28 protein-coding genes are annotated in these 24,813 nt (G+C 39.8%); 24 read left to right on the forward strand and 4 right to left on the reverse strand.

Annotated elements, in window-relative coordinates; genetic code table 11:
- The first annotated feature begins 16 nt into the window (after window positions 1-16).
- Genes Q7A53_RS02575 through Q7A53_RS02590 form a run of 4 tightly spaced genes read left to right on the forward strand, consistent with a single transcriptional unit; the run spans window position 17 to window position 3,439 of the window.
- The gene (locus Q7A53_RS02575) at window positions 17-1,087 is read left to right on the forward strand and encodes a YpbB family protein (RefSeq protein WP_411787542.1); all 1,071 of its coding nucleotides are present in this window, start codon (window positions 17-19) and stop codon (window positions 1,085-1,087) included.
- Window positions 1,074-2,609, forward strand: a complete 1,536-nt coding sequence (locus tag Q7A53_RS02580) for a RecQ family ATP-dependent DNA helicase (RefSeq protein ID WP_411787543.1) — start codon at window positions 1,074-1,076, stop codon at window positions 2,607-2,609. Before Q7A53_RS02575 ends, Q7A53_RS02580 begins: the two co-directional genes overlap by 14 nt.
- Window positions 2,596-3,174 carry a CPBP family intramembrane glutamic endopeptidase gene (locus tag Q7A53_RS02585; RefSeq protein WP_411787544.1) on the forward strand — a complete coding sequence of 193 codons (579 nt, stop codon included), beginning with the start codon at window positions 2,596-2,598 and terminating at the stop codon, window positions 3,172-3,174. Before Q7A53_RS02580 ends, Q7A53_RS02585 begins: the two co-directional genes overlap by 14 nt.
- A 10-nt stretch (window positions 3,175-3,184) precedes the next feature.
- The gene (locus Q7A53_RS02590; RefSeq protein ID WP_411787545.1) at window positions 3,185-3,439 is read left to right on the forward strand and encodes a hypothetical protein; all 255 of its coding nucleotides are present in this window, start codon (window positions 3,185-3,187) and stop codon (window positions 3,437-3,439) included.
- A gap of 98 nt (window positions 3,440-3,537) precedes the next feature.
- On the opposite strand, the gene Q7A53_RS02595 is transcribed toward Q7A53_RS02590, so the two are convergent.
- The 3 genes from Q7A53_RS02595 to Q7A53_RS02605 are packed head-to-tail and all read right to left on the reverse strand — an operon-like array spanning window position 3,538 to window position 4,619.
- Entirely contained in the window at window positions 3,538-4,107 is a 570-nt protein-coding gene (locus Q7A53_RS02595) for a manganese catalase family protein (protein ID WP_411787546.1), read from the reverse strand.
- Window positions 4,108-4,137: 30 nt separating this feature from the next.
- Window positions 4,138-4,407, reverse strand: coding sequence for a spore coat protein CotJB (locus Q7A53_RS02600; RefSeq protein WP_411787547.1), 270 nt, complete (start codon window positions 4,405-4,407; stop codon window positions 4,138-4,140).
- Complete coding sequence (locus Q7A53_RS02605; protein WP_411787548.1) at window positions 4,407-4,619, reverse strand: spore coat associated protein CotJA; 213 nt, start codon at window positions 4,617-4,619, stop codon at window positions 4,407-4,409. The genes Q7A53_RS02600 and Q7A53_RS02605 overlap by 1 nt, the downstream gene beginning before the upstream one ends.
- A 132-nt stretch (window positions 4,620-4,751) precedes the next feature.
- Here Q7A53_RS02605 and Q7A53_RS02610 point away from each other — a divergent pair, with 132 nt between their 5' ends.
- The 7 genes from Q7A53_RS02610 to Q7A53_RS02640 all read left to right on the forward strand — a co-directional run bounded on the left by Q7A53_RS02610 (window position 4,752) and on the right by Q7A53_RS02640 (window position 11,535).
- On the forward strand, window positions 4,752-5,384 hold the full coding sequence (locus tag Q7A53_RS02610) for a CBS domain-containing protein (protein ID WP_411787549.1): 633 nt from the start codon (window positions 4,752-4,754) through the stop codon (window positions 5,382-5,384).
- An 83-nt stretch (window positions 5,385-5,467) separates the two neighbouring features.
- Window positions 5,468-6,241 carry a metallophosphoesterase gene (locus tag Q7A53_RS02615; RefSeq protein ID WP_411787550.1) on the forward strand — a complete coding sequence of 258 codons (774 nt, stop codon included), beginning with the start codon at window positions 5,468-5,470 and terminating at the stop codon, window positions 6,239-6,241.
- 99 nt (window positions 6,242-6,340) lie between these two features.
- The gene (locus Q7A53_RS02620; RefSeq protein WP_411787551.1) at window positions 6,341-7,240 is read left to right on the forward strand and encodes a MerR family transcriptional regulator; all 900 of its coding nucleotides are present in this window, start codon (window positions 6,341-6,343) and stop codon (window positions 7,238-7,240) included.
- Window positions 7,241-7,368: 128 nt separating this feature from the next.
- Window positions 7,369-7,953, forward strand: a complete 585-nt coding sequence (locus Q7A53_RS02625; protein WP_411787552.1) for a genetic competence negative regulator — start codon at window positions 7,369-7,371, stop codon at window positions 7,951-7,953.
- A gap of 135 nt (window positions 7,954-8,088) precedes the next feature.
- A complete protein-coding gene (locus tag Q7A53_RS02630; RefSeq protein WP_411787553.1) occupies window positions 8,089-9,033 on the forward strand; it encodes a D-alanine--D-alanine ligase in 945 nt (314 codons plus the stop codon).
- 129 nt (window positions 9,034-9,162) lie between these two features.
- Window positions 9,163-10,443, forward strand: coding sequence for a Glu/Leu/Phe/Val family dehydrogenase (locus Q7A53_RS02635; RefSeq protein ID WP_411787554.1), 1,281 nt, complete (start codon window positions 9,163-9,165; stop codon window positions 10,441-10,443).
- 141 nt (window positions 10,444-10,584) lie between these two features.
- Entirely contained in the window at window positions 10,585-11,535 is a 951-nt protein-coding gene (locus tag Q7A53_RS02640; RefSeq protein WP_411787851.1) for a YpdA family putative bacillithiol disulfide reductase, read from the forward strand.
- A gap of 57 nt (window positions 11,536-11,592) precedes the next feature.
- Here Q7A53_RS02640 and Q7A53_RS02645 read toward each other — a convergent pair whose 3' ends face one another.
- Window positions 11,593-12,564 carry an asparaginase gene (locus Q7A53_RS02645; RefSeq protein WP_411787555.1) on the reverse strand — a complete coding sequence of 324 codons (972 nt, stop codon included), beginning with the start codon at window positions 12,562-12,564 and terminating at the stop codon, window positions 11,593-11,595.
- Window positions 12,565-12,659: 95 nt separating this feature from the next.
- Here Q7A53_RS02645 and prsW point away from each other — a divergent pair, with 95 nt between their 5' ends.
- The 13 genes from prsW (at window position 12,660) to Q7A53_RS02710 (ending at window position 24,784) form a co-directional block, all read left to right on the forward strand.
- Complete coding sequence (gene prsW, locus Q7A53_RS02650; protein WP_411787556.1) at window positions 12,660-13,310, forward strand: glutamic-type intramembrane protease PrsW; 651 nt, start codon at window positions 12,660-12,662, stop codon at window positions 13,308-13,310.
- A 173-nt stretch (window positions 13,311-13,483) separates the two neighbouring features.
- Window positions 13,484-14,302, forward strand: a complete 819-nt coding sequence (gene sleB, locus Q7A53_RS02655) for a spore cortex-lytic enzyme (RefSeq protein WP_411787557.1) — start codon at window positions 13,484-13,486, stop codon at window positions 14,300-14,302.
- 11 nt (window positions 14,303-14,313) lie between these two features.
- A complete protein-coding gene (gene ypeB, locus Q7A53_RS02660) occupies window positions 14,314-15,660 on the forward strand; it encodes a germination protein YpeB (RefSeq protein WP_411787558.1) in 1,347 nt (448 codons plus the stop codon).
- Between the two features lie 162 nt (window positions 15,661-15,822).
- The gene (locus Q7A53_RS02665; RefSeq protein ID WP_411787559.1) at window positions 15,823-16,485 is read left to right on the forward strand and encodes a flagellar brake protein; all 663 of its coding nucleotides are present in this window, start codon (window positions 15,823-15,825) and stop codon (window positions 16,483-16,485) included.
- Between the two features lie 152 nt (window positions 16,486-16,637).
- Window positions 16,638-17,315: a (d)CMP kinase gene (cmk, locus tag Q7A53_RS02670; RefSeq protein WP_411787560.1), complete on the forward strand. Its 678-nt coding sequence runs from the start codon at window positions 16,638-16,640 to the stop codon at window positions 17,313-17,315.
- A 13-nt stretch (window positions 17,316-17,328) separates the two neighbouring features.
- Window positions 17,329-17,910 carry a lysophospholipid acyltransferase family protein gene (locus tag Q7A53_RS02675; RefSeq protein WP_411787561.1) on the forward strand — a complete coding sequence of 194 codons (582 nt, stop codon included), beginning with the start codon at window positions 17,329-17,331 and terminating at the stop codon, window positions 17,908-17,910.
- A gap of 101 nt (window positions 17,911-18,011) precedes the next feature.
- Window positions 18,012-19,154 carry a 30S ribosomal protein S1 gene (gene rpsA, locus Q7A53_RS02680; RefSeq protein ID WP_411787562.1) on the forward strand — a complete coding sequence of 381 codons (1,143 nt, stop codon included), beginning with the start codon at window positions 18,012-18,014 and terminating at the stop codon, window positions 19,152-19,154.
- 15 nt (window positions 19,155-19,169) lie between these two features.
- The gene (gene fni / locus Q7A53_RS02685; protein ID WP_411787563.1) at window positions 19,170-20,192 is read left to right on the forward strand and encodes a type 2 isopentenyl-diphosphate Delta-isomerase; all 1,023 of its coding nucleotides are present in this window, start codon (window positions 19,170-19,172) and stop codon (window positions 20,190-20,192) included.
- 359 nt (window positions 20,193-20,551) lie between these two features.
- Window positions 20,552-21,142 (forward strand): YphA family membrane protein, encoded by a 591-nt coding sequence (locus Q7A53_RS02690; protein WP_411787564.1) that lies wholly within the window; start codon window positions 20,552-20,554, stop codon window positions 21,140-21,142.
- Entirely contained in the window at window positions 21,139-22,029 is an 891-nt protein-coding gene (locus Q7A53_RS02695) for a YIEGIA family protein (protein ID WP_411787565.1), read from the forward strand. Before Q7A53_RS02690 ends, Q7A53_RS02695 begins: the two co-directional genes overlap by 4 nt.
- Complete coding sequence (locus tag Q7A53_RS02700; protein WP_411787852.1) at window positions 22,029-22,214, forward strand: capping complex subunit for YIEGIA; 186 nt, start codon at window positions 22,029-22,031, stop codon at window positions 22,212-22,214. Before Q7A53_RS02695 ends, Q7A53_RS02700 begins: the two co-directional genes overlap by 1 nt.
- 190 nt (window positions 22,215-22,404) lie before the next feature.
- On the forward strand, window positions 22,405-23,715 hold the full coding sequence (gene der / locus Q7A53_RS02705) for a ribosome biogenesis GTPase Der (protein ID WP_411787566.1): 1,311 nt from the start codon (window positions 22,405-22,407) through the stop codon (window positions 23,713-23,715).
- A gap of 28 nt (window positions 23,716-23,743) precedes the next feature.
- Complete coding sequence (locus Q7A53_RS02710) at window positions 23,744-24,784, forward strand: NAD(P)H-dependent glycerol-3-phosphate dehydrogenase (protein ID WP_411787567.1); 1,041 nt, start codon at window positions 23,744-23,746, stop codon at window positions 24,782-24,784.
- Window positions 24,785-24,813: the final 29 nt, after the last annotated feature.

Consider the following 24,813-nt stretch of genomic DNA (forward strand, 5'->3'; position numbering starts at 1 on the left):
AGAGGGAGGTCTGTTCATGTTTCAATATATCTTGTTCATCTGTGTGACTCGCCTAAGAGGGGAGCGGACTGTGTCAGGCATTTACCATCTGCTGACAGGAAAACGTTCCTCCCAGTCCTTGCAGGATTCCCGCTCTTACCGGCTGGATCAATTCTTTGGAGTTTACCCATCTTTAAACAGGGAGCGTTTTCAACAGTATTTTGAGAAGGCTGAAAGAGAAGGATTCATTGTTATCAATAATAATCAGTACCCAGTTATTACGGAAAAGGGGAAGGTCGTGGTCCAGCAATATAAAGATCATAATTTTTACTTTGATGGTATGAAAAAGCATCAGTCTATTCAAATGTTTGAAGAGCGGGTGTTTCTTTTAATCCAGACAACCACGAATATTCATATAAATAATTATACCTTTCTCCCCGTGACGGATCATAAGAAGATTCAGAACTGGGTGAAAAAAGCGTATTTTAGACACCAAAAAGACCTTACTTTATATGTTCGTAAGTTGTATGAAGAAATAGATGGGCTGTTATCTCACCGGCCCGTACTAGAGGCAGAATTATTTACCTATCGATTAACAGGTGGTCCTGTTATCGGATTAACGAGAGATCAGCTTGCAAAAAAATTCGCAGTAGAAAAAGAAGAAGTGGATATCAAGATTCATCACCTCTTTTATTACTTTTATCATCAAATTGATTCACAAAGAGAGCGCTATCCTTTGTTGTATCAATGTATAGCTGATCTCAAACCATCGACACTGATTACTCATTCAGCAAAGCGTACATATGAATTGTTAGAGCAGGGGGATTCTATTAAAGAAATTTCTGCCAAGCGGAATTTGAAAGAAAGTACAATTCAAGATCACGTCGTAGAAGCTGCTTTGGTAATACCGGATTTTTCTATTGACCGGTTTATAGACGTTCAGGATCAACGGTTCATTGTGGACCAATTGAAACAATTAAAGACCATGAAACTTAAGACCATATACGAGGCATTAGAAGGTCAATATAGTTATTTCACACTGCGTCTTGTCTTAGCAAGCGTCCAGCAAAGTTCTGAGGAGAGGAGGGGCAATTATGCTAAACCATAACCTGGCCCATTATTTGGAATTCTATTTTGGGTATACGGAGTTTAGAGAAGGTCAGAAACCCATCATAGAGAAGGTTTTGGCTGGTGAGGATGTACTCGGCATATTACCAACAGGAACTGGAAAATCTCTCTGTTATCAATTGCCTGCTAAAATTTTACCTGGAACGACCTTAGTGGTATCTCCGCTGATTTCTTTAATGGTAGACCAAGTGAAACAGTTAAAAGCCACTGGTTATAATTCGGTGGTCGCCTTAAATAGTTTTATGGACCGTCAGGAAAGACAAGACGTTTTTCATCATTTGGAGAAGTATAAACTGGTTTATCTTTCACCGGAAATGCTCCAGTATGCTCCTATTCGTAAGCAGCTAAGCAGACTTAACATCTCTCTCTTTGTTATCGATGAAGCTCACTGTATTTCTCAGTGGGGACATGAGTTTCGAACGGATTATTTAAAACTAAGCAATAGTATTAAAGAACTGGGCAGCCCTTCAGTACTTGCGTTAAGTGCTACCGCTACCCCGGAGGTTCAGGCCGATATTGCTGCTCAGCTTGAAAAACCGGGTATGGAAAAGATGGTTTATCCAATGGATAAGCAGAACATCAGCTTTTCCGTCGAACATTATAAGCTCCCGGAGGAAAAGACAAAGCGAATCATAGAAGTTTTAAGAAACAACCAGGCACCTGCTATGATTTATTTTTCAAGCAGACAATGGGCGGAAAAAGTTAGCTTTGAATTGCAGAAAGAACTTCCTCACAGAATTGCTTTTTATCATGGAGGAATGGATCAAACGGACCGGCTTCTTATCCAGCAGCAATTCATGAATAACCAATTAGATGTCATTTGTTGCACCAGTGCATTCGGCATGGGAGTTGATAAATCTGATATACGGCTGGTGATCCATTTTCACGTCCCCACTCAAATTGAATCTTTTATCCAGGAAGCAGGAAGAGCAGGACGCGACGGTGAGCCATGTGCCAGCCTTGTGCTGTTCACACCTAAGGACTACCAATTACCCCAGATGCTGATTCACAGTGAACTTCCTGAAACGGAAGATTTACATAGGATTTTTAGAGTTCTGTTTAACTATAAACAACAGAATCGTTCCCTTCGTGAGGATGAATTGATGGAACATTTACAGCTGTCAGAATCACAATGGAACTTTATAAAATATCAGCTTGAGCGGCAGAATTTATTATCGTCCGGGACCTTTACAGGAACAGGAGAAGATTGGTATCAGGGGGAAGAAGAAGTGGCAGTTTTTCTAGAAGAAAGATGGACTTATAAACAGAATAAGTTGAATGAAATGATGCAGTGGGTACATCATGATGGTTGCAGAAGAGATCAACTTTATCTGCCTTTTCAATCCTTTACCCGGACACCAGCAGTGCCGTGCTGTGATGATTGCGGTTTTGACATCATGAACTTTCATATTCCCTCATATAAAAAAGAAGTCTTTACAGGTTCATGGCAAGAGCGATTGAATTTAATCTTTCAGCAAGGGACCAACCATGAAATTTTCTGATCAAGCGAAAATCATAAATCAAATGACTACCAAACAAATAACAATTCAACTGATTATGACTCAGCTGATACTACTTATCCTTGCAATCATAAGCAGCGCTTTTTTATTCGAATCCTTTGGAGGGGAGTGGAAAGAACTATTTGAGAGTAAGTGGAATTATTGGTTCTTTTACGGCATTTCTTCTGCTTTGATCATTTTGTTTATTGACTATATACTCATGAAGTTTCTCCCGAAGAAGTACTATGATGACGGAGGAATTAATCAAAAAGTTTTTCAAAACCAGTCATTTTTAAATATTATCGGTCTTACTCTACTCGTGGCAGTAAGTGAAGAAATGTTATTTCGAGGAGTTGTCCAAAAGGAATTTGGTTATCTCTTTGCCAGCGGTCTCTTTGCTCTTTTGCACTTTCGTTATTTAGTCAAACCAATCTTATTACTTTCAGTGATATTTGTTAGTTTTTATATAGGCTATTTATTTTGGGAGACCGGCAGTTTAATCATTACAATTACGACTCATTTTTTAGTGGATGCTGTTTTAGCTTTATGGATACGGTACGGGAAATGAGGTGTTTCAAATGCACATAAAAGAAAGGGCTCATGAAAAGCCGAAAGAAGGCGAACTTTCTGATTGGGAAGAAGAAATTGAAATGGAGGTTTTACATTTACCTCCAAGAAAAGAAGTCCATAGAAAAGAAGATGCAAAAAACAATGTAAAGGTTGGACGTATATTTCTGCGTGTGATGCTTCTAATTTTCATAATGCTGATCATTGTTGCATTATCTTATCGTGATTGGCATGTTTGGCTAGGAGGAGGGCCTGTTTTTCAATAAGATTGTTTAATTGCAAAAAGCAAAAAACCCGAATCTAATGGATCGGGTTTTTAATGAATGCAATTGAATAAAAAGCTTAGAGAAGAAGGAGTGCTATCTTAAAATATCTTCTTGCGGTCTCTTTCATATTTTAATATTTCTACAGCTTCTCGAAAACGTTGTGAATGTATAATTTCCCGTTCTCGTAAAAATTTAAGACCGTCGTTTAAATCAGGATCATCCGACATATTAATAATCCACTGATACGTCGCCCTGGCTTTTTCTTCGGCGGCAATGTCTTCATATAAATCTGCAATTGGATCACCTTTTGCTTGGATATAAGTAGCAGTCCAGGGGTTACCCGAAGCATCATTATAGAAAAGTGCCTGGTCATGTACAGCATAATGAGCTCCAAGTCCGGCGGCTTTCATTTGCTCTGGTGTCGCATCTTTTGTTAATTTATAGATCATGGTAGCAATCATTTCTAAATGAGCAAATTCTTCTGTTCCAATATCGGTTAACAAGCCGATCACCTCATCGGGGATCGTATATCTCTGATTTAAGTATCTAAGGGCCGCTGATAACTCACCATCTGCCCCTCCATATTGCTCCACTAAATATTTGGCAAGCCGAGGATTACATTCACTTACCTTTACAGGGTATTGCAGTTTTTTTTCGTAATACCACATAACAATCCTCCTTCATATGAAGTCCTTTGCTTATAGCTGCCAAGGCCAAGGAGCGTCCTTCCAATTCCAGGGGGTACCTGAGAAACTTGCTCCATATTGTCTGAGGGGGCCAAAACACTGTTCGTACTGATTCTTTAGTTCATGGCTTTGCGCAGCTAACAGGTTAAATTGCTGTATGGCCTGAGTATCCTGAGGATGAGTATCCAGGTAAAGGGTCAATTCCACTAATGCAAAATCTACCTGCTGAATACTTTCCATCATCCGATAACGGTTAGGAGACGAGTTTGCTTGCTGGTTCATTAGTGTTCTCCTTTCACAACAGGATAAGGATCATAGAAGCACGGCCACAATGTTCCTTTGCATAGAGCTTCGGACAAAGAAAATTGGCGAAGCCCAGGCTGCTGGAAGCCTACATACAGCTGGGGAGGAGTGGAATAGCAGATCGGTCCCTTTGGGGGACAAGGATCCAAAGGACTGTGATAAGGCTGGAAGCATTTTATTGGAGTGTACATAACCATCACCTTTCTTTACTCATCAACAAAATTTATGCAGGGGAAACTTGTACTATGCGAATGGATTAGCAGGAGTTTGGTTAGGGTAATAAGAAGTAATAGAAGACGAAATGAAAGGGGAAGATCTTGCGCATGTTTGTAAAAAGCATTATGAAACCACCTCACAAATCTCATACAGCTAAAGAATTTGATTCGCTGGCCGAGGTTTTAGACGTACTCAATCGACACGACATTCAAGCAATGCCTGTTCTTGAAGGGACCAGATTTATAGGGATGGTTTCTAAGGAAATTATTTACAGAGCTTATTTCAATAGTGATAAGTCAAAAGAAACTTTCCTGAATGAAACACCTGTCAGAGAAATAGTTGAGAAAGAAGACTACCACATTCATAATGAAGAAGTCTTTGAACAGACGCTCCCTGCCTTTAAAGGATTCCCTGTTCTTGCGGTTGTAGATCCTGATAAAAAATTTTTAGGATTAGTTACCAGGTTTGATGTTATCGAACAATTTGAGAGTGCATTTGGATCAAAGAAAAAAGGAATTAGAATTGCCTTTACATCTGAAGAATCAGTAGGAAGAATCGAACGTTTAGGGGATATTATCAGGAATTATCATGAAAACGTGATTTCTCTTGCTACCTTTGATGAAACGGATAAATTAGCAAGAAGAATTGTACTGAAAGTTGAGAGCAGAAATAATATTAAACAGTTTACGAATAAGCTGGAGAAGAATGGATTTAGAATCTTAAGTGTGAAAGAGGTATAAATTGCAGCCGCTAAGACTTTGATTCCAAGTTTTAGCGGTTTTTTTATTTCAAAAAGCTGCAAAGTAAAGGGGATAAAATGGGAGTGTCTAACATTACAATCTGGATCAGTGGTATCCTTTTAGCTGGGTTAATCCTGCTCGCCATCATGTACGGATTAGCCCGCCGAAATGCCATTGATGTACATAAAATATTTCTATCGAAAGAGGATGGAAAGAAATTAACCATCTTCTTTATTTCAGATATACACAATCGCTATATACAAGATAAAATGCTGGCAAAAGTGGATCACGAGATCGACGTTGTCATTATTGGTGGAGATTTAGCTGATAAGCGGGTCTCGATTATGAAATTACTTGAAAATATTCATCGGTTACAAAGATGGGGGAGTCCAATTTATTTTATTCCTGGAAATAACGACCACGAATTAATCGAAGCAAATATGGTAGACCTTTTGTACCAGGAAGGGGTCCATGTTCTGTCCAATAGAGATGTTCACCTCTCGATCGATGGGCGTCTTTCCTGTACTCTCAGCGGTATGGATCCTTACTATCTCGTCCCAAGAAGACACTCCTCCTACGTGAAAGACGCAGCCAATTTCCAAATTCTTACCGTCCATGATCCAATGGTATTTCAACACATGAATGAGGAAGACAAAGGCAGGTTTGAATTAATACTTACTGGGCACACTCACGGCGGCCAAATTAGATTTCTAGGTTTTGGACCGTTTACAAGAGGCGGTTGGTTTGAACATAAGGGGTATTCATTACTCATAAGTGAAGGTTATGGTACATCGCTAATGCCTCTAAGACTAGGGACGAGAGCAGAGTGCCATGTCATTGAGATCTTACCTGAATAAAGAGCTTAATCATAAGTTGTATAAAATATATACAAATTTTACACATAGATTTCTTTTCAATTATAATAGAAGTAAATGAATGATGTGGAGGAACAGCTGATGGGTACCACTCAACCTAAATATAATATTAAGGCAGTATCAAGAATGATTGGAATTCAGCCTGGCACGTTAAGGGCATGGGAGCGGCGCTACCAAATGATTTGTCCAGTACGAAATGAAGCTGGGCACCGTTTATATACGGACGATCATATAAGGATTCTGGAGTGGCTGAAGGAAAAAGTTAATAAAGGATTTACCATTTCCCAGGCTGTCGCCTTGTTAGAAAATAATAAAGATACCCTTCATGATTCTCATCAAGCTGAGAATCGAAGCGAGATGGATAATATTGAAGAGCAGCTTATGGACGCGCTGCTGTCTTTTAATGAGAAAAAGGCCCAGCAGTACCTGGATCAGGCATTTAGTCTTTTTTCCCCTGAGACTGTCGCGATTGAAATCATTGGACCGATCCTCGTGAAAACAGGCGACCTTTGGGAGGCTAACAAGATAACAAGTGCTCACGAACATTTTTCCAGCCACTTTTTAAAATCAAGGATAGGTATGATGCTGCTTTCAATTCCAACGGCTGCTATTCATCCCAAAGCTCTGCTCGTATGCGGACCGAATGAGAAACACGAACTGGGTTTAATGATTTTTGCATTATATTTAAAACGTCAAGGCTATGATGTGGTGTATTTAGGACAAAGCATTGCCGGAGGGGATATTGACCTCGTCATCGATGAAATCAGTCCGGCATATTTGTTTATGTCGTGTACCTTACTTAAGAATATTTCGATTTCACTGAGGCTGGCCGAGTCTCTGCATAAGAAGTTCCCGAAATTACAAATCGGACTTGGTGGTTATGCTTATGACCAGTTATCAGAATTTGATAAAAAAAGAATGGCGCCATACGTGGTTGGCAACAATATGAAAGATTGGGATTTATGGCTGAATAAGCAATAAAAGCTAGGACTTTGACTAAATTGTTGTCCCCCATCTATTTTGTCAGATATAATTTGAAAAAGGGTGCCATTATCGCACTTCTCATCATAAGATATAGATAACACATAATTGAGACAGGGGGCGATCATGTGCGAGTAGAAAGACTTACGAACGAGAAGTTTAAAATATTTCTCACTTTCGATGACTTAATGGATAGGGGACTCACTCGAGATGAGCTGTGGAATGATCTTCCAAGAGTGCATCGTATCTTCAGTGATATGATGTATGATGCGGGAATTGAGCTTGGAGTCGAGCTGAATGGTGTTCTCCTTGTCCAAGTATATCTATTACAAGCGCAAGGAATGTTAGTAGTAGTTACGAGGACAGAAGCAGATGACTTAGATGAAGATGAAGATTATATGGAAATGAAAGTCACGCTTGATGAAAGTAAAGAAATGATGTTTATTTTTAATGACTTTGAAGATGTTATTCAGGCAGGTGTTCATTTAAATCAATTAGGTGTAAGCGGAGGCAGTGTGTTTTCCTACAATGATGATTATTATATGCTGTTCGAGGATGAAGATATTATCCACCTTGATCCAGAACAAGTAATCGCTTTATTGTCTGAGTTTGCCTCAGCATCTGCTGCTACATCCTACCGTTTGAAAGAGTATGGAAATACAATTATGGATGGGCAGGCTTGTAAAACTATTTTTGAATATTTTTCTAATTAATAACTGTCCAGAACGATGCTGAAGAGAAGCTTCGTTCTTTTTTATTTTTAAATAGAAGCACTGGATTGATCATGTTAAGATATAAAAGTACAGAATTATGATTGATAGAGGTAAACACGGAATGGAGTGTAATAAATGAAGATTGCGGTATTATATGGGGGAACTTCAGGTGAGAGGGAAGTTTCACTTTCCACAGGTAAAGGTATAGTTAAAGCATTAGAGAATAAGGGCCATGAAGTCATAGGAATTGATTTTCAGCCTCATAAATTAGATGAAATTATTTCTTTGCAGGTAGACCTAGTATTCATAGGCTTACATGGTAAATTTGGCGAAGATGGCAAGATTCAAGGTCTATTAGACATGCTTGAAATACCTTACGTTGGTTCTGGAGTTCTAGCATCTGCTCTTGCTATGGATAAAGCGAAATCAAAGCAAATCTTTCAATTAAATGGGCTTCAAACGGCCAAAAGCAAGACCTATGAAGTTCATTCGGATTTTAGTGTTGAAGAGACTTCAAAGGATATCCTGGCATCGTTTACCCTGCCATTTGTAGTGAAGCCCAACCAAGAAGGCTCTACATTGGGGTTAACAATTGTGAAGCAGGAGGAGCAGCTAGAGCAGGCACTTATTACTGCATCCAAATCTGATTCCGTTATACTAGTAGAAGACTACGTAAAAGGGAAAGAGGTAACGGTTCCGGTCGTAGGAAGGCAAGGGGAAGAACGTGCCCTTCCTGTCATAGAAATTATTCCGAAAAATGAGTATTATGATTTTGATTCCAAGTATCAGCCAGGAGGCAGTGAACATATTGTACCTGCTGAGTTGGAAGGCAGGCTGACGCAACAGCTGCAGAATGAAGCCGTTCAAGCTCATCAATTACTGGGATGTAGTGTATATTCAAGGGTGGATTTTATTATTAACGAAGGAAACGAACCTATCATACTTGAAGTAAACACTCTTCCAGGAATGACACCTACCAGTTTGTTTCCAGATTCAGCTAAGGTGATAGGGTGGAGTTATGACGACCTGATTCAGAAATTTGTCGAACTTTCTGCGGTCGAAAAGAAACAAGTGTTGTAATCGCTTACAAAAAGTCGTAAAATTGCTAGGGAAATAAGTGATTACTGCTTTCTTTCGTACGAAGGAAAGTGTATACTATTGACTGAAAGATGACCCGAAGCGAATGGATTTGATATAGGAGGTAAATTGATGGTAGCCGATAAGCCAGCAGATACTGCTAACGAGAAAAATGACAAACTTGACGTGTTAAAATCTACTCAAACGGTAGTCAAAAAAGCCTTAGATAAATTGGGGTACCCTGATGAAGTTTATGAATTACTTAAAGAACCAGTTCGTATGATGACGGTTCGCATACCTGTAAGAATGGATAATGACTCTGTGAAAATATTTACAGGATATCGCGCCCAGCATAATGACGCAGTAGGACCAACAAAGGGCGGAGTGCGTTTCCATCCAAATGTCTCTGAAAAAGAGGTTAAAGCACTCTCTATCTGGATGAGTTTAAAAGCTGGAATTGTAGATCTACCTTACGGCGGAGGTAAAGGGGGCATAGTTTGTGACCCTCGTGAAATGTCCTTCCGTGAATTGGAGGGAGTCAGCCGTGGGTATGTACGTGCAATCAGTCAAATTGTCGGACCAACTAAAGATATACCGGCACCGGATGTATTTACTAACTCGCAAATCATGGCTTGGATGATGGATGAATACAGTCGTATAGATGAATTTAATAATCCTGGATTTATTACTGGGAAACCACTGGTGCTTGGCGGTTCACATGGACGCGAAACGGCCACAGCCAAAGGTGTGACGATCTGCATCGAAGAAGCTGCTAAGAAAAAGGCAATTAATTTAGAAGGAGCAAGAATCGTTGTTCAAGGCTTCGGAAACGCTGGTAGCTTTCTTGCTAAGTTTATGCATGATCGCGGTGCTAAAGTTATTGGAATATCTGATGCTTACGGTGGATTGCATGATCCTGAAGGGTTAGATATTGATTACTTACTCGATCGTCGTGATAGTTTTGGAACGGTCACTAACTTGTTCAAAAACACCATAACAAACCAGGAACTGTTGGAACTGGATTGCGATATCCTTGTACCGGCAGCGATTGAGAATCAAATTACTGAAGAAAATGCTTATAATGTGAAAGCATCTATCGTTGTTGAAGCAGCCAACGGGCCAACGACATTAGATGCAACGAGAATTTTATCGGAGAGAGGAATTTTACTTGTTCCAGACGTTCTGGCATCTGCAGGTGGAGTAACGGTCTCTTACTTTGAGTGGGTTCAGAATAAACAGGGATATTATTGGACTGAAGAAGAAGTAGAAGAGAAACTCCATAAGGTGATTATTAAAGGCTTTGATAACGTATACAAGACCGCTGAAACAAGAAGAGTCGACATGAGACTTGCTGCTTATATGGTCGGTGTTCGAAAAATGGCAGAAGCTTCAAGATTCCGCGGATGGATATAAGTTGATTCCTTATTCTAAATCTCCTATCATTTACATGGTAGGAGATTTATTATGTTTATATGTTCAAGCTTTTTTGAAAGAGGAGTGAAGTAGTTGCAACGACAACAACAGGTAATCATTATAGGAGCAGGACCGTGCGGGATGAGTGCGGCAATAGAATTAAAAAGGCAAGGGATAGAACCCCTGTTAATTGAAAAAGGAAATGTGGTAAATTCCATTTATAACTATCCTACCCATCAGACCTTTTTCAGCTCTAGTGAAAAGCTTGAAATTGGAAATATCCCTTTTATTACGGAAAGACAAAAGCCGGTGAGAAATGAGGCGCTCGCTTATTATCGTTCTGTCGCAGAACGGGAAAGTTTAAATATTCATGCGTTTGAAAAAGTATCCCATGTAGAAAAAACTGGTGAAGGATTTATGGTGTATACAGAAAGAAAAGATAAGCAGTCCTGTCAATATGCGGCACAACATATCATTGTCGCAACAGGCTACTATGATCAGCCTAATTATTTAGGAGTTAAAGGGGAAAATCTGCCAAAGGTTATGCATTACTTTAAGGAAGCTCACCCTTATTATAATAAAGATGTAGTAGTCATCGGAGGAAAAAATTCTGCGGCAGATGCCACCTTGGAGTTGGTGAAATCAGGAGCGAGAGTAACTGTTCTTTACCGTGGAGAAGAATACTCGAAAAGTATCAAACCGTGGATTCTGCCTCAATTTGAAGCTCTTGTAAATAAAGACATTGTACAAATGGAGTTTTGTGCACACATTGAGGAAATTACAGAAGATGAAGTAGTCTATGAATGTAAAGGTCAGCAGAAACGGATAAAAAATGATTTTGTATTCGCTATGACTGGGTACCGTCCAGATCATAACTTTCTAACTGAAATGGGTGTAGAACTCGACAGCGAAACTGGCCGGCCGGCTTTTAGTGAACATACGATGGAAACCAATGTTTCTGGAATTTATATTGCAGGAGTAATCGCTGCTGGTTACAATAATAATGAAATTTTCATTGAGAACGGCCGTTATCACGGAGGGAAGATTGCTGCTTCCATTGCTGATCATATTAAAAAGAAAGGTCATGTGTAGAGTTTCCTCTGCCATGACCTTTCTTTACGTCCAAGTAATTGTAGATTGAAATCAGGATTAATAACTGAACATAGGAGATAATTCAATAGGGTTAGAGGTCATTTCCAGTGCGACCATGAGTTTGATTCTTGCTTTTGGTCCTGTCAGACCATTAGCAAATATAATTCCCATTTCTTTCAACTGCCGGCCGCCGCCAGGATATCCATATGTAGCTTGAACGATTCCTTGGTAGCAGCGGGAAACTAAGACTACCGGAATATGGTCCTCGATGACACGTTTGAGAGCCTCCACTGTTTCCGGGGGAAGGTTCCCCTGACCTAATGCTTCGATTACAATTCCATCCACGCCGCTTTCTCTTACGGCATCTATCAGTAAACCATCCATGCCGGCATATGCTTTGATTAAAGAAACCTTTTTGTTTATTTTTTGAATTGGGTAGGAATCATGCCCGGTCATTTTGTGATGAAAGAAAACTTCCTGTTTAGTAGTAATACCAATAGGACCATACTGTGGACTTTGGAAAGTTGCAACGTTGCTGGTTGAAGTCTTTGTAACATTCTTAGCTGTGTGAATTTCATCATTCATCACTACGAGTACGCCTTTATCTTGTGCCTCATCACAGCAGGCGACTCGAATGGCGCTAAGTAAATTGTACAATCCATCCGAGCCGATTTCATTGCTTGATCTCATGGCACCAGTAACCACTACGGGTTTTCGAGTCTGAAGAAATAAGTCGAGAAAATAGGCAGTTTCTTCAAGCGTATCCGTACCATGGGTAATCACTATACCATCATAATTTTTAATGGCCATTTTTTCGTGGATCGACTGTCCGAGTTTTAACATATGATCCGGACGAATGTGGGGAGAAGGTAAATAAAAGAGAATATCATCTTCTATTTGTACCTCGTTTTCAAGGGTCGAAGAGATTTCCTGTAAAGGATGATTATCTGAAGTATTGACTTCTCCAGTTGCTTTATCTTCTTTCATAGAAATCGTTCCACCAGTATGAATGATTAGAATTTTCTTCATGAATTTACACCTGCTTCCATTTCGTTTGTTCCTTTTCCTCTTTCTTCATGATACGATGAAATGTATGGGAAAGAAAGAGAGAGGGCTGATGAATTATGGCCATTTTGACGGCGGCCATTGCTCCTGCCATAGCTATTATGACTTTTATATATTTGACAAAGCGAATTGCACTTGAGCCATTGCCGCTTATTATTAGAATGTTTATTATCGGTGCAATCTTAGTTTTCCCGCTCATGTTTATTCAATATGCTTTTGAAAGTGAAGGCTTTTTTCAATCGCACTTCCTACGTTCACTGTTTTTAGCAGGGTTATTAGAAGAGTTTTTTAAATGGTTTTTCCTTCTCTTTGTTGCCTACAGGCATGCTAACTTTGACCATCCGTATGACGGAATAATCTATGGAGTTTCCGTCAGTTTAGGCTTTGCAACGGTTGAAAATATCATTTACTTATTTGCTAATGGCATTCAAATTGCAATGATGCGTGCTATCTTTCCTGTTTCTTCACACGCTTTATTTGGTATTTTGATGGGGTATTATATGGGTAAAGCAAAGTTTACCAGAGCTTCAAGAAGGCTATATCTTTCTATTTCTTTGTTGATTCCATTTATGTTACATAGTGTGTATGATTATATTTTATCCGTAAAGCAGCACTCCTGGATGTATTGGATTACTCCTTTCATGATTGTTTTATGGATTATTAGTGTAAGGAAAATTCGACTTGCTAATCAACAGCCAAAACAGATCTAACATAGAATTTAATTCTAAACCTCCCTCTTTCCAGGGGAGGTTTTTTTGTTGGATTAGGCTAGGTGTGGATAAAAGACAGATAAGCTTCTGTTCTATGTCTGAATGTATAAAGTGATGATTTAGTAAAACACTACTACTACAAAAATATGTAGTAGTCAGGGGTGCGAAAATAAATGGTGTGGAAGAAAACAATAATCGTTTGTTTAGGATTTGCCCTAATTATTTTCCCTTGTTCTGAATGGGCTCAGCACAAGCAAGTTCATGCATTTTCAAATCAAATCATACAGCATGGAGCAACGGGTGATGATGTAATAGAGCTCCAATCCAGATTACAGTACTTAGGATTTTATAACGGGGATATTGATGGAGTTTTTGGCTGGGGAACGTATTGGGCTGTTCGAAATTTTCAATATGAATTTGGATTGAAAATAGATGGTCTTGTAGGTTCTAAAGTGAAACAAAAGCTAACTAAAGCAAGTAAGTATGATAAGAGTTATGTAAAGAGCCAGATTGAAAAAGGGAACGACTTTACCTATTATGGCGGCGTACCAAAAAAACAGCAGACGAAGCAGACGAAAAAGCAGCCGAAAAAAAATCAAGCTAAGAAGCAGACTGCTGTAAATGTGCCAAGCGGTTATTCTCAAAACGACATTAAGCTCATGGCCAATGCTGTACACGGAGAAGCCCGTGGAGAACCTTATGCAGGTCAAGTAGCTGTTGCGGCAGTAATTTTAAATCGTGTAGATAGTGCTTCGTTTCCTAATACAGTATCCGGAGTGATATTTGAACCCCGTGCCTTTACTGCAGTAAGTGATGGGCAGATATGGCTTGAGCCCGACTCTCAATCTGAAGAGGCAGTCCTTGATGCAATGAATGGCTGGGACCCTTCTGGACAAGCCGTTTATTATTTTAACCCGAATACAGCTACATCAAGCTGGATCTGGTCACGGCCTCAAGTAAAGCAAATAGGCAAGCATATATTCTGTAAATAGGAGGTGGTAGAATGATACGCTGGATTACTATTGTAGTATTGAGCTTAACAACCGCTGCTGCTGGTGTATGGGGCTATAAGGAACACCAAGATAAGAATGCTATTCTTATCCAAACGGAAAACAACTATCAGCGAGCGTTTCATGAATTAACCTATTATGTAGATCTGTTAAATGACAAGATTGGCACGACGCTTGCTATGAATTCTAGAGAACAGCTTTCACCTCAGTTAGCGGAGATCTGGAGAATTACTTCAGATGCCAATGCAGATGTAGGGCAGCTTCCTTTATCATTAATGCCATTTAACAAAACGGAAGAGTTTCTTCACGATATAGGTGATTTCGCCTATCGGACAGCGGTGCGCGACTTATCAAAGAAACCGTTAAGTGACAAAGAAGTTAAGGCTCTTGAGAACCTTCAGGATCAATCGGGTGATATAAAAAATGAATTGCGCCGAGTACAAAACGTTGTACTTAAAGACAATTTACGGTGGATGGACGTGGAACTTGCCTTAGCTACTAATAATGAGGCGGGGGATAATACTATAGTTGATGGTTTTAAGACGGTGGAAAAATCGGTGGATGGGTACAGAGATGCGAATATAGAAGCGGGGGTTTCTGTAGCAGGTACAGAAGAAAATTTCAAACACCTGGAAGGAAAGGAAATTACTAAGAGTCAAGCAAGAGACCGCGCAGCAAAATGGCTGAAAAATGTGAATCCATCTGATCTTAAAATCACAAAGTCCGGAAAAGGGGCGGATGTTCAGACTTTCACTGCAGCCTACCAGAAGAATAAAGTGAATGGATATATTGATTTGTCTGTAAAAGGGGGACACCCATTAACTATCATGGTTAGCAGACCAGTAAATGAACCAAAGATTAGTCTGCATGAAGCGTATTCAAAAGCAGAAAAATATTTAAAAGGTCTTGATGTGAAAGATGCTGAATTTGAGTTAGTGGAAAGCAGCCAGTATGAAAGAATTGGGGTATTCAGGTTTGTTTATAATCAAGATGGTGTCCGGTATTATCCAGATTCCATTGAAATGAAAATTGCCCTGGATAATGGGGAACTCTTAGGAATGACTTCACTGGATTATTACAGTCATCACTACAAGCGGAACTTGAAACCTTTCAGTGTATCTGAAAAAGAAGCTAGAACGAAAGTAAATCCGCAGCTCAAGATTCAGGAGCAGCATATGGCTGTAATTGAAAATGATTTAAATGAACAAGTACTATGTTATGAATATTTAGCAACAAAAGGTAAACAAACTTTCCGCATCTTTATCAACGCTTGGAACGGAGAAGAAGAACAAGTAGAAACTATGCGGGCTGCAGAAGTTAAATTCAATCCAAATACGTGAAGAAGCGGCCGCTGATTATCAGCGGCTTATTTTTTTGCTGATAAAAAAGAACTACATCTATTTTGAGTAATTAGTAATGATCTCTTTCCTTTTTTACCCTCCCATGCGATAATTAAATTAAGTCTAAAGTCATGTATTGCACTGTGAAAGAGGGATGAGTATATGATGAAAATTGGAACAACAATGACCCTTGAATTATACAAACAAAACCAAAAAAAGCCTGAAAAATATACATGTTCGCTTCAGGACCAATCGAAAGGGTTCATTTATATTGATTATCCTATAAAAACGACCACAAGGAAAACTTCTTTTTTCTTTGAGGGCACACAATTTCAAGTAAGCTTCATCGGTCAAGACGGGTCTGTTTATTGGTTTGAATCGGAAGTTGTCGCAAGAAAAAAATTACAAATTCCTGTTCTAGTCCTGACCTTTCCTGGAATGAATCAGTTAGTGCGTATCCAGCGGAGAAAGTATGTAAGGGTGGAGACTTCCATAGATGTTTCCGTCAGAGACCTTCAACGCAACCACGTGTTATTCACAGCTGTAACACAGGATATCAGCGGAGGTGGGGCAGCTCTGCACCTTCCTCCAACTCATCATTTGATTGAGAACCAGGAAGTTCAATTAACCATTGTACTTCCTATGAATTCTGGAGATTATGTCTACATTGACGTGAAAGGAAGTATTATTAGAGTTTTGAATAAGGAAGGCTCCAGAGAACTAGCTTCTATAGAATTCATGGATTTAACAGATAAACATAGACAGATGATCATTAAATATTGCTTTGAACAGCAAATGGAAAGAAGGCAGCGGGAATTGATGTAAGATAATTTTCGTGGATTTTTTACTAAATTTTATGTTATTCTTTACATTGGAAAGTAATCATAATTTTATTTTAATAGAGATCAGCAAAGCGCGCTTTTTTAAAGCAGGTGCGCTTTTTATTTGTATGATTGGAATGATGGAGGAACTTGTTTATGAAGACTAATTTGACAATTGCCATTGATGGGCCGGCAGCAGCTGGCAAAAGCACGGTAGCAAAAAAGGTAGCTCAACAGCTGTCGTTTATTTATGTAGATACAGGGGCAATGTACCGGGCATTAACTTGGAAAGCTTTACAAGAAGGGATTGACCTTGAAGATGAAGAATCTTTAAGTGTACTGCTTGCGCATACTAAAATCTCGCTCACTCAAAGTGAATCGGGAGAAGGGCAGCATGTGATCTTAAATGGGGTAGATGTTTCTGAAGAAGTAAGATCTCAAGAAGTAACCAATCAAGTATCTTATGTTGCTAAGCATCCCAGCGTTAGAACAGTTATGGTGGAGAGACAGCGGGATCTCGTTAAAGACCAGGGTGTAGTTATGGATGGAAGAGATATCGGCACCCATGTACTGCCTCATGCTGAAGTGAAAATTTTTATGATAGCAAGTGTGGAAGAACGTGCTCTTAGGAGACATATGGAGAACCAGGAAAAAGGGTACCACTCTGACCTTAAGCAGCTGCAGGACGAGATTCGAAGACGAGATGAAATCGATTCTCAGCGTGAAACTGCTCCGCTCGTTAAGGCTGATGATGCGATTGAGCTGGATACAACGTCTCTTTCCATTGAAGAAGTTGTTCAGAAGATTATAGAGATAGCGGAGAAAAAGTCTTAGGAGGGGTGCGGCAGTGAATTTATATAAACTCGGGAAATTCATTTGCAGTATTATTTTTTATCCACTATACCGAATTAAGGTAGTCGGCAGGAATAATATTCCCAGTGACGGACCGGTAATTATTTGTTCGAATCATATCTCGAATGCTGATCCACCAGTCGTAGGCATTACTAGTAAACGAAATATTTACTTCTTAGCTAAGGAAGAATTGTTTAAGAACAAGGTAATAGGGGGTATTTTAACTAGAGTACACGCTTTTCCTATAAAACGAGGTATGAGGGATCGTAATGCTTTAAGGAAAGGTCTGGATGTACTTAAAAGCAATCACGCCCTGGGTCTGTTTCCAGAAGGATCCCGACAGAAGAATGGAGAGGTAGGCAAAGGTCTTGCCGGGGCTGGTTTTTTTGCTTTACGATCCAATGCAGTTATTGTTCCCTGCGCCATTATTGGTCCTTACAAAAAGTTTAAACCGTTAAAAGTAGTATACGGTGAGCCTGTTGATATGAAGGAGTTCAGGGAGCAAAAAGCTTCTGCTCAAGTGGTTACAGATCGAATTATGGAAGAAATCAGACAATTGCATAAAATTCACAGCTAAACAAGCGTAATCACTTGACAAAAAGCCTCAAATATTAGAAGTTAGAAAAAAGGGCATTTCTGTATTTAGGTTGTGTCGGAAATTGAAGGAGGTAGCTTGGTATGGATGAAATGAATCAAGAAGTATCAGGAATGAAAGAATTCTCTGCAGGGGATATTGTGACTGGTAAAGTTGTGAAAATTGAAGACAAACAAGTCCTTGTAGATGTTGGATATAAAGTTGAGGGGATTGTACCCATTAGTGAATTATCCAGCCTTCATGTAGAAAAAGCTTCCGATGCGGTCAGCGAAGGTGACGAGCTGACACTTCAGGTTAAAAAAGTGGAAGATGATGAAATTGTATTGTCTAAGAGAGCAGTAGATGCTGATAAAGCTTGGGAAGACCTGGAACAAAAATTTGAAGATAGTGAAATTTTCGAAGCAGAAGTTAAAGATGTAGTGAAAGGCGGACTGGTAGTTGATATCGGTTTACGCGGATTTATTCCTGCTTCCTTAGTTGAAACGTATTATGTAGAAGATTTTGAAGATTATAAAGGCAAATCTCTGACACTTAAAGTAGTCGAGCTTGACCGGGAGCAGAATCGTGTAATTCTATCCCATCGTGCAGTAGTTGAGGAAGAAGAATCTTCCAAGAAACAAGAAGTTCTTCAATCATTAGAAGAGGGACAAGTTGTTGAAGGAACGGTTCAGAGACTTACTGATTTTGGTGCCTTTGTAAATCTTGGCGGAATTGACGGTCTTGTACATATCTCCCAGCTCTCTCACGAGCATGTTGAGAAAGCGGCAGATGTTGTAGAAGAAGGTCAAACGATTAAAGTAAAAGTTCTTTCTGTTGATCGTGACAATGAAAGAATTTCCCTGTCCTTAAAAGCAACCCAGCCGGGACCTTGGCATGATATAGAAAATAAAGTGAAACAGGGAGAAGTACTTGAAGGGAAAGTGCGCCGTCTTGTCAGCTTTGGTGCTTTCGTAGAAGTACTTCCTGGCGTTGAAGGTCTTGTTCATATTTCCCAGATTTCTAATCGTCATATTGGAACACCGGGTGAAGTTCTGGAAGAAGGTCAGGACATCCAGGTGAAAGTATTAGACGTAGACGAATCAGCAAAGCGTTTATCGTTAAGTATGAAAGAACTTGAACGTGAACAGACCCGTTCTGAAATTAAACAGTATGAAAAAGAAGATGATAGTTCAGGCTTCTCTCTAAGTGATATGATTGGAGACAAACTGGATAAATACAAAAACTAAATGATGGTGATGAATATGTCGAGAGCAAAAAGAAAGATCGAGCATATTCACCATGCGCTGGAACATGATCGGGATTATTATAATCATTTCGATGATATAGATATTGTTCACCAAAGTTTAGCAAAACTAAATTTCGATGAACTTTCATTATCTGTAGAAGCGGGGGAACTTAAACTAAGTTCCCCCCTTTTTATTAATGCGATGACCGGCGGTGGTGGAGAACGAACAGAACAAATAAACGGAGAGATTGCTTTAGCGGCAAGTGAAACAGGGATTGGAATGGCAGTGGGATCTCAAATGTCAGCTCTGAAGGATCCAGCAGAACGGAACAGTTATGAAATTGTACGAAAAAATAACCCGGATGGTATTATCTTCGCAAATGTTGGGAGTGAAGCCAGCGTTTCTCAGGCGAATGAAGCTATAGAAATGATTGAAGCAGATGGATTGCAAATTCATGTAAATACACTTCAGGAACTAATTATGCCTGAAGGTGATCGTAATTTTAAAACCAGAATGGAAAATATTCAGCGGATTGTAGAAGGGGTCTCCCAACCTGTCATCGTGAAAGAGGTTGGATTTGGGATGTCTAAAGAATCAGTTGAATGTCTTTGGAACCTCGGTGTTCGCTATGTCGATATAGGGGGACGCGGCGGAACGAATTTCTCGAAGGTGGAAAATCTTCGGCGTGAAAAGCCATTCTCCTCTTTTGAAAATTGGGGTATTCCTACTCCTATATCAGTACTTGAAGCGAAGTCTATTCATAAAGACCTGCACATCATTGCTTCAGGGGGAATTCGACATGGCGTTGATGGGGTGAAAGCCATGGTTTTAGGAGGAGAAGCTTTTGGAATGGCGGGAACTCTGCTACGGGTGCTGCTTCAGGATGGCCGTCAAGCTTTAATCTCAGAAGTGGAACATATTCTTCACGAAGTTAAAATGGCGTTGATGCTGATGAACGCTCGATCTACTAAGGAACTACATCGTCAGCCCTATGTTTTGTCTGGTAAAACGAGAGAGTGGCAGGAACAAAGGATGTAACGATTTGTTAAAATTCTTAAAGTATGCAAAAAATCAATAATCTTTCCCCCAACCCGGACCATATTACATAAATGGTTCGGGTTTTTTGATTCTTTTTACTGGAAGTTATGGTAAACAAATTTTCCTTTTCTCCGATTTTCGAGGTAGATCTGGTTCATTATCATAGCGATATGGTTACATTAGTTGGCCGCAAGGAGTTATCAGCTTATATGTAACTAGCATTGGCAGATGCGAATTTGGTTAATTTGGAAATGAATCAGCGATTAAGTACTAATCCTTATGTTTACATGATTATTCTCTATTGTATCGTTTAGAAATTATGGCAGGCAGACATAATAGGTACGAGAGGGGGATGAAACATGACCGCACAATATTATTGGTATGGCTGGGTAATTATCATGATTGCTTATTTTTTTCTGCCTCCCAGTAAAGTACGTAATAGAATCCTTTTTTTCTGCTTTATCGTGTTAAACACTTATTCTTTTATCAATGATCCTATAATACATGATTACTTGCAATTGGGATTGCTATATTGCTTTGGATTAAGCTTTTGGCTGATTGATCGTCGCTCATTCGTTGACCACTTTTGGCCGTTCATTTTAAGTATGGTTTATACCTCTATACAAATGTTTTTAGTAGTCCATCCCGTGTGGACGCTATTTCCAGGTTTTCATTTAGGATGGATTCTTGCCATTATACTGCTTGATTGGTTTGATCTGTCTTTCTCAAGCCTGATCGGATTATGGTTTATATTAAATAGCTGTGGAGCTTTTTTGACGATGTATGTTTTTTCAGTCTATGGAGTTGAGCAGTTTCTCACAAGTGAACAGGTCATCGTCACAACATTTAAAGGGCTGGTCATTATCTTTATTCTCCATGGAATATCACGCTTAAAGAAAGCGGTCCGTCGAGGAAGAAAATCCCGGAATAAGGGAGCTGCATACGTGTGAACGAATACACTTATCCTATTATTTTCGGAGTGGCAGTCGGCACCGCGGTGAGGATCTTTATGCTGCGCACAGACTACCGGCAATATCCTACCTACCTTCATGGTAAAATAATTCACTTATCACTGGGGTTTATTGCAGCATCTTTAGGTACCATTGCAGTTCCATCTATTATGGAGAAAGAATTCACGGCAGTGACTTTTCTAACGTTGGCAGCTTCTCAATTTAGAGAAGTTAGAAATATGGAACGAAATACACTTACTGAAATGGATTCTTATGAATTAGTTCCCAGAGGAAAGACTTACATTGAAGGAATCGCAATCTCATTCGAGAGCAGAAATTACTTAGTTATCTTTACTTCGTTTTCAGTCACACTTTGTTATCTTGCTTTAAATATCTGGGCAGCTATACTTGCGAGTATAATTAGTTTCGCTTTAAGCGGTATGCTTATGAGTGGTTCAAAATTGTCGGATATTGTAACCATTGATTATTCCGAGCCTTATTTTGAAGGAGCAGGCCTGTATGTGGATAATATTTATATTATGAATATTGGCTTACCTGAGCGTCAGGAAGAACTTCTCAAGTACGGGATGGGATTTATCCTGACCCCTAAATCGTTCAGTATGCGATCGACAATTGCTAATTTAGGGCAAAGGCAGGCCATTCTCCACGATGTATCTGTGATGCTGGGAGTATTTCGCGATTCTGGTACCCCTGCACTGGTGCCGTTAATCAAAAGAGATTTAAATGATGGAAGAATCGGAGTATTTATTTTACCCCAGGAGCAGGATTTAGAAACGGCCAAAGAGATTATTGCTTCTGTACCAGTCCTTGAAAATGCAATCCAAATGCCATCAAGAAAGCAGAAGCAAGGCAGGAGGAAAAGATGATGAAGATGGAGAAGTTCATTCTTGCTGTAATTACCACTCATACGGAAAAGGTAAGCGGAGGTGCGGCTGTTTTTCACTGTTCGACTAAAGAAGAAATGGATAAAGTAGCTGCAAACCTTGAAGCGATCCTGGATGGTATTGCTCATGCTCTAAGTGATCATCTCTATATTATTGTTAAGCATTGAGTAGAAATTGAGAGAATGGACGTTGTAAGTTCCTGCATACTTTGCTAAAATAAAAAAGTTAAGTACATGGATCTCTGCTGTTCTATTGGAATCCAGCTGCCAGCAGCTTCTTCCTTAGATGAGCAGTATTTTTTTGCTTTTCCGTAATGATTGAACATGAAATTAAGAAATAAGAAAGGATGACCCTTTCATGAGAAAATCTGTTGTGGCCATCGTTGGAAGACCTAATGTAGGTAAATCCACGATTTTTAACCGCTTAGTTGGAGATCGTATTTCAATAGTAGAAGACACACCTGGAGTAACTAGAGACCGGATCTATGCCCAAGCCGAATGGCTGACCACATTATTTAATGTGATCGACACAGGAGGGATAGAGCTTGGAGATGAACCTTTATTAGTCCAAATGAGAGCCCAGGCGCAAGTGGCGATTGACGAAGCTGATGTAATCATCTTTATGGTGAATGGACGTGATGGGATCACCGGCGCCGATGAAGAAGTCGCTAAGCTCTTATTTAAGTCTAATAAACCTGTCGTACTTGCTGTGAATAAAGTAGATAATCCAGAAATGCGCGAGGATATTTACGAATTTTATTCTTTAGGATTTGGAGAGCCATTTCCTATTTCAGGGACTCATGGTCTCGGTCTTGGTGATCTGCTGGATGAAGTCGTCCATCACTTTCCTGAACGTGAAGTTGTGGAGGAAGATGATGATACCATCCGTTTTAGTTTAATCGGCCGTCCTAATGTTGGAAAGTCTTCATTAGTGAATAGTCTGCTTGGTCAGGAACGAGTGATTGTTAGTGAAATTGCTGGGACTACTAGAGACGCGATCGATACCCCTTTCCAAAAAGATGACCAGGATTTCGTGATTATAGATACGGCTGGAATGAGAAAACGAGGCAAAGTTTATGAGGCAACCGAAAGATACAGTATTATGAGAGCTTTAAAAGCCATTGAGCGCTCTGATGTTGTGCTTGCCTTAATAGATGCAGAAACTGGGATTCAGGAACAAGATAAAAAAATTGCCGGATATGCCCATGAGGCAGGCAAAGCTGTGATCATTGTCGTAAATAAGTGGGATACGGTGAAATCAGAAGAAAAGACTATGAAAGAATATGAGGATAAAGTCAGATCTAATTTTCGCTATCTTGACTACGCTCCTATCGTATTTCTGTCTGCAAAGACGAAAAAACGCATTCACACTTTGATTCCAAAGGTTCTTGAAGCTAGTGAAAATCATGCAAAGCGAGTGCAGACTAACGTTCTCAATGAAGTTATTATGGATGCTCTTGCCATGAATCCGTCCCCATCTATTAAAGGGCAGAAGTTAAAAATCTTTTATGCAGCTCAGGTAGCCGTTAAACCGCCTAGTTTCGTAGTTTTTGTGAATCAGCCTGAACTTATGCATTTTACTTATCAACGTTTCTTAGAAAACCGTATACGTGAAGCCTTTGGGTTCGAGGGAACCCCAATTAAAATATTCGCCAGAAAGCGTAGTTGATTGACTGCCAATGAAGGGAGAATGTTAAATGGGACAAGTAACTGTATTAGGTGCAGGGAGCTGGGGCACTGCTCTAGCTATTGTACTGGCAGATAATGGTCACGACGTCCGGCTTTGGTCACATCGTGAATCCTATGTAAAAGAGATTAATGAGCATCATACCAATGAAAAATATTTAAAGGGAGTTTCCATCCCAGCTAATGTAAAGGCAACTTCAAATCTGAAACAAGCAGTATCAGGTTCGAAGGAAATTGTTTTAGTAGTACCTACAAAGGCAATTAGAGATGTTTGTAGACAACTGGTGGACGTGATTGATACCAAAGTTACAATTACTCATGCTTCCAAGGGAATTGAACCAGAAACGTACAAACGGGTGTCTGAAGTGATCAAGGAAGAAATTCCTGAAGAACTTTACAATGCAATTGTAGTACTCTCAGGGCCTAGCCACGCCGAAGAAGTCAGCCTTAGACAGCCGACAACCGTCACGGTGTCGTCTGAAAATCTTGAAATAGCTAAAAGTGTTCAGGATCTATTTATTAACCGGCAATTCAGGGTTTACACTTCCCCAGATTTAGTCGGTGTGGAACTTGGAGGTTCCCTGAAGAATATTATTGCTCTTGGTGCAGGAATTTCGGATGGTCTAGGCTATGGAGATAATGCAAAGGCCGCTCTTATCACCCGTGGTTTAGCAGAGATAGCGAGGCTTGGGACCTCTATGGGAGCCAATCCTTTAACATTTTCCGGTTTAACGGGCGTTGGTGATCTAATCGTCACCTGTACCAGCTCTCACAGCCGTAATTGGCGTGCTGGTTATAAATTGGGTCAAGGGGCCGATTTGGAAGAAGTCCTTGAAGATATGGGGATGGTTGTCGAAGGGGTACGCACTACAAAAGCCGCTTACCAGCTCTCTAAAGCAGAAGGGGTAGAAATGCCGATTACAGCTGGTATTTACAGTGTTCTTTTTGAAGAAGCAAATCCTGGAGATGTAGTGGATCAATTAATGACTAGAATCAGGCGTCATGAAATGGAAGACCTAACGAATATTCTTGATGAAAAAATGAAGGACTGACACATAAATCTCCTCGTGCATATACTATC

Origin of the sequence: Halobacillus rhizosphaerae (assembly GCF_046719735.1) — a bacterium.
Lineage (GTDB): Bacteria > Bacillota > Bacilli > Bacillales > Halobacillaceae > Halobacillus_B > Halobacillus_B rhizosphaerae.

What these genes read in the sequence shown, in the direction of transcription:
- fni (WP_411787563.1), top strand. Translation starts at nt 19,170, where the DNA reads ATGTCGAGAGCAAAAAGAAAGATCGAGCATATTCACCATGCGCTGGAA.
- Q7A53_RS02595 (WP_411787546.1), bottom strand. Translation starts at nt 4,107, where the DNA reads ATGTGGTATTACGAAAAAAAACTGCAATACCCTGTAAAGGTAAGTGAA.
- Q7A53_RS02700 (WP_411787852.1), top strand. Translation starts at nt 22,029, where the DNA reads ATGAAGATGGAGAAGTTCATTCTTGCTGTAATTACCACTCATACGGAA.
- der (WP_411787566.1), top strand. Translation starts at nt 22,405, where the DNA reads ATGAGAAAATCTGTTGTGGCCATCGTTGGAAGACCTAATGTAGGTAAA.
- Q7A53_RS02585 (WP_411787544.1), top strand. Translation starts at nt 2,596, where the DNA reads ATGAAATTTTCTGATCAAGCGAAAATCATAAATCAAATGACTACCAAA.
- Q7A53_RS02630 (WP_411787553.1), top strand. Translation starts at nt 8,089, where the DNA reads ATGAAGATTGCGGTATTATATGGGGGAACTTCAGGTGAGAGGGAAGTT.
- Q7A53_RS02635 (WP_411787554.1), top strand. Translation starts at nt 9,163, where the DNA reads ATGGTAGCCGATAAGCCAGCAGATACTGCTAACGAGAAAAATGACAAA.
- prsW (WP_411787556.1), top strand. Translation starts at nt 12,660, where the DNA reads ATGGCCATTTTGACGGCGGCCATTGCTCCTGCCATAGCTATTATGACT.
- Q7A53_RS02600 (WP_411787547.1), bottom strand. Translation starts at nt 4,407, where the DNA reads ATGAACCAGCAAGCAAACTCGTCTCCTAACCGTTATCGGATGATGGAA.
- cmk (WP_411787560.1), top strand. Translation starts at nt 16,638, where the DNA reads ATGAAGACTAATTTGACAATTGCCATTGATGGGCCGGCAGCAGCTGGC.
- Q7A53_RS02710 (WP_411787567.1), top strand. Translation starts at nt 23,744, where the DNA reads ATGGGACAAGTAACTGTATTAGGTGCAGGGAGCTGGGGCACTGCTCTA.
- sleB (WP_411787557.1), top strand. Translation starts at nt 13,484, where the DNA reads ATGGTGTGGAAGAAAACAATAATCGTTTGTTTAGGATTTGCCCTAATT.
- Q7A53_RS02620 (WP_411787551.1), top strand. Translation starts at nt 6,341, where the DNA reads ATGGGTACCACTCAACCTAAATATAATATTAAGGCAGTATCAAGAATG.
- Q7A53_RS02605 (WP_411787548.1), bottom strand. Translation starts at nt 4,619, where the DNA reads ATGTACACTCCAATAAAATGCTTCCAGCCTTATCACAGTCCTTTGGAT.
- Q7A53_RS02590 (WP_411787545.1), top strand. Translation starts at nt 3,185, where the DNA reads ATGCACATAAAAGAAAGGGCTCATGAAAAGCCGAAAGAAGGCGAACTT.
- Q7A53_RS02645 (WP_411787555.1), bottom strand. Translation starts at nt 12,564, where the DNA reads ATGAAGAAAATTCTAATCATTCATACTGGTGGAACGATTTCTATGAAA.
- rpsA (WP_411787562.1), top strand. Translation starts at nt 18,012, where the DNA reads ATGGATGAAATGAATCAAGAAGTATCAGGAATGAAAGAATTCTCTGCA.
- Q7A53_RS02640 (WP_411787851.1), top strand. Translation starts at nt 10,585, where the DNA reads ATGAGTGCGGCAATAGAATTAAAAAGGCAAGGGATAGAACCCCTGTTA.
- Q7A53_RS02580 (WP_411787543.1), top strand. Translation starts at nt 1,074, where the DNA reads ATGCTAAACCATAACCTGGCCCATTATTTGGAATTCTATTTTGGGTAT.
- Q7A53_RS02610 (WP_411787549.1), top strand. Translation starts at nt 4,752, where the DNA reads ATGTTTGTAAAAAGCATTATGAAACCACCTCACAAATCTCATACAGCT.
- ypeB (WP_411787558.1), top strand. Translation starts at nt 14,314, where the DNA reads ATGATACGCTGGATTACTATTGTAGTATTGAGCTTAACAACCGCTGCT.
- Q7A53_RS02665 (WP_411787559.1), top strand. Translation starts at nt 15,823, where the DNA reads ATGATGAAAATTGGAACAACAATGACCCTTGAATTATACAAACAAAAC.
- Q7A53_RS02575 (WP_411787542.1), top strand. Translation starts at nt 17, where the DNA reads ATGTTTCAATATATCTTGTTCATCTGTGTGACTCGCCTAAGAGGGGAG.
- Q7A53_RS02690 (WP_411787564.1), top strand. Translation starts at nt 20,552, where the DNA reads ATGACCGCACAATATTATTGGTATGGCTGGGTAATTATCATGATTGCT.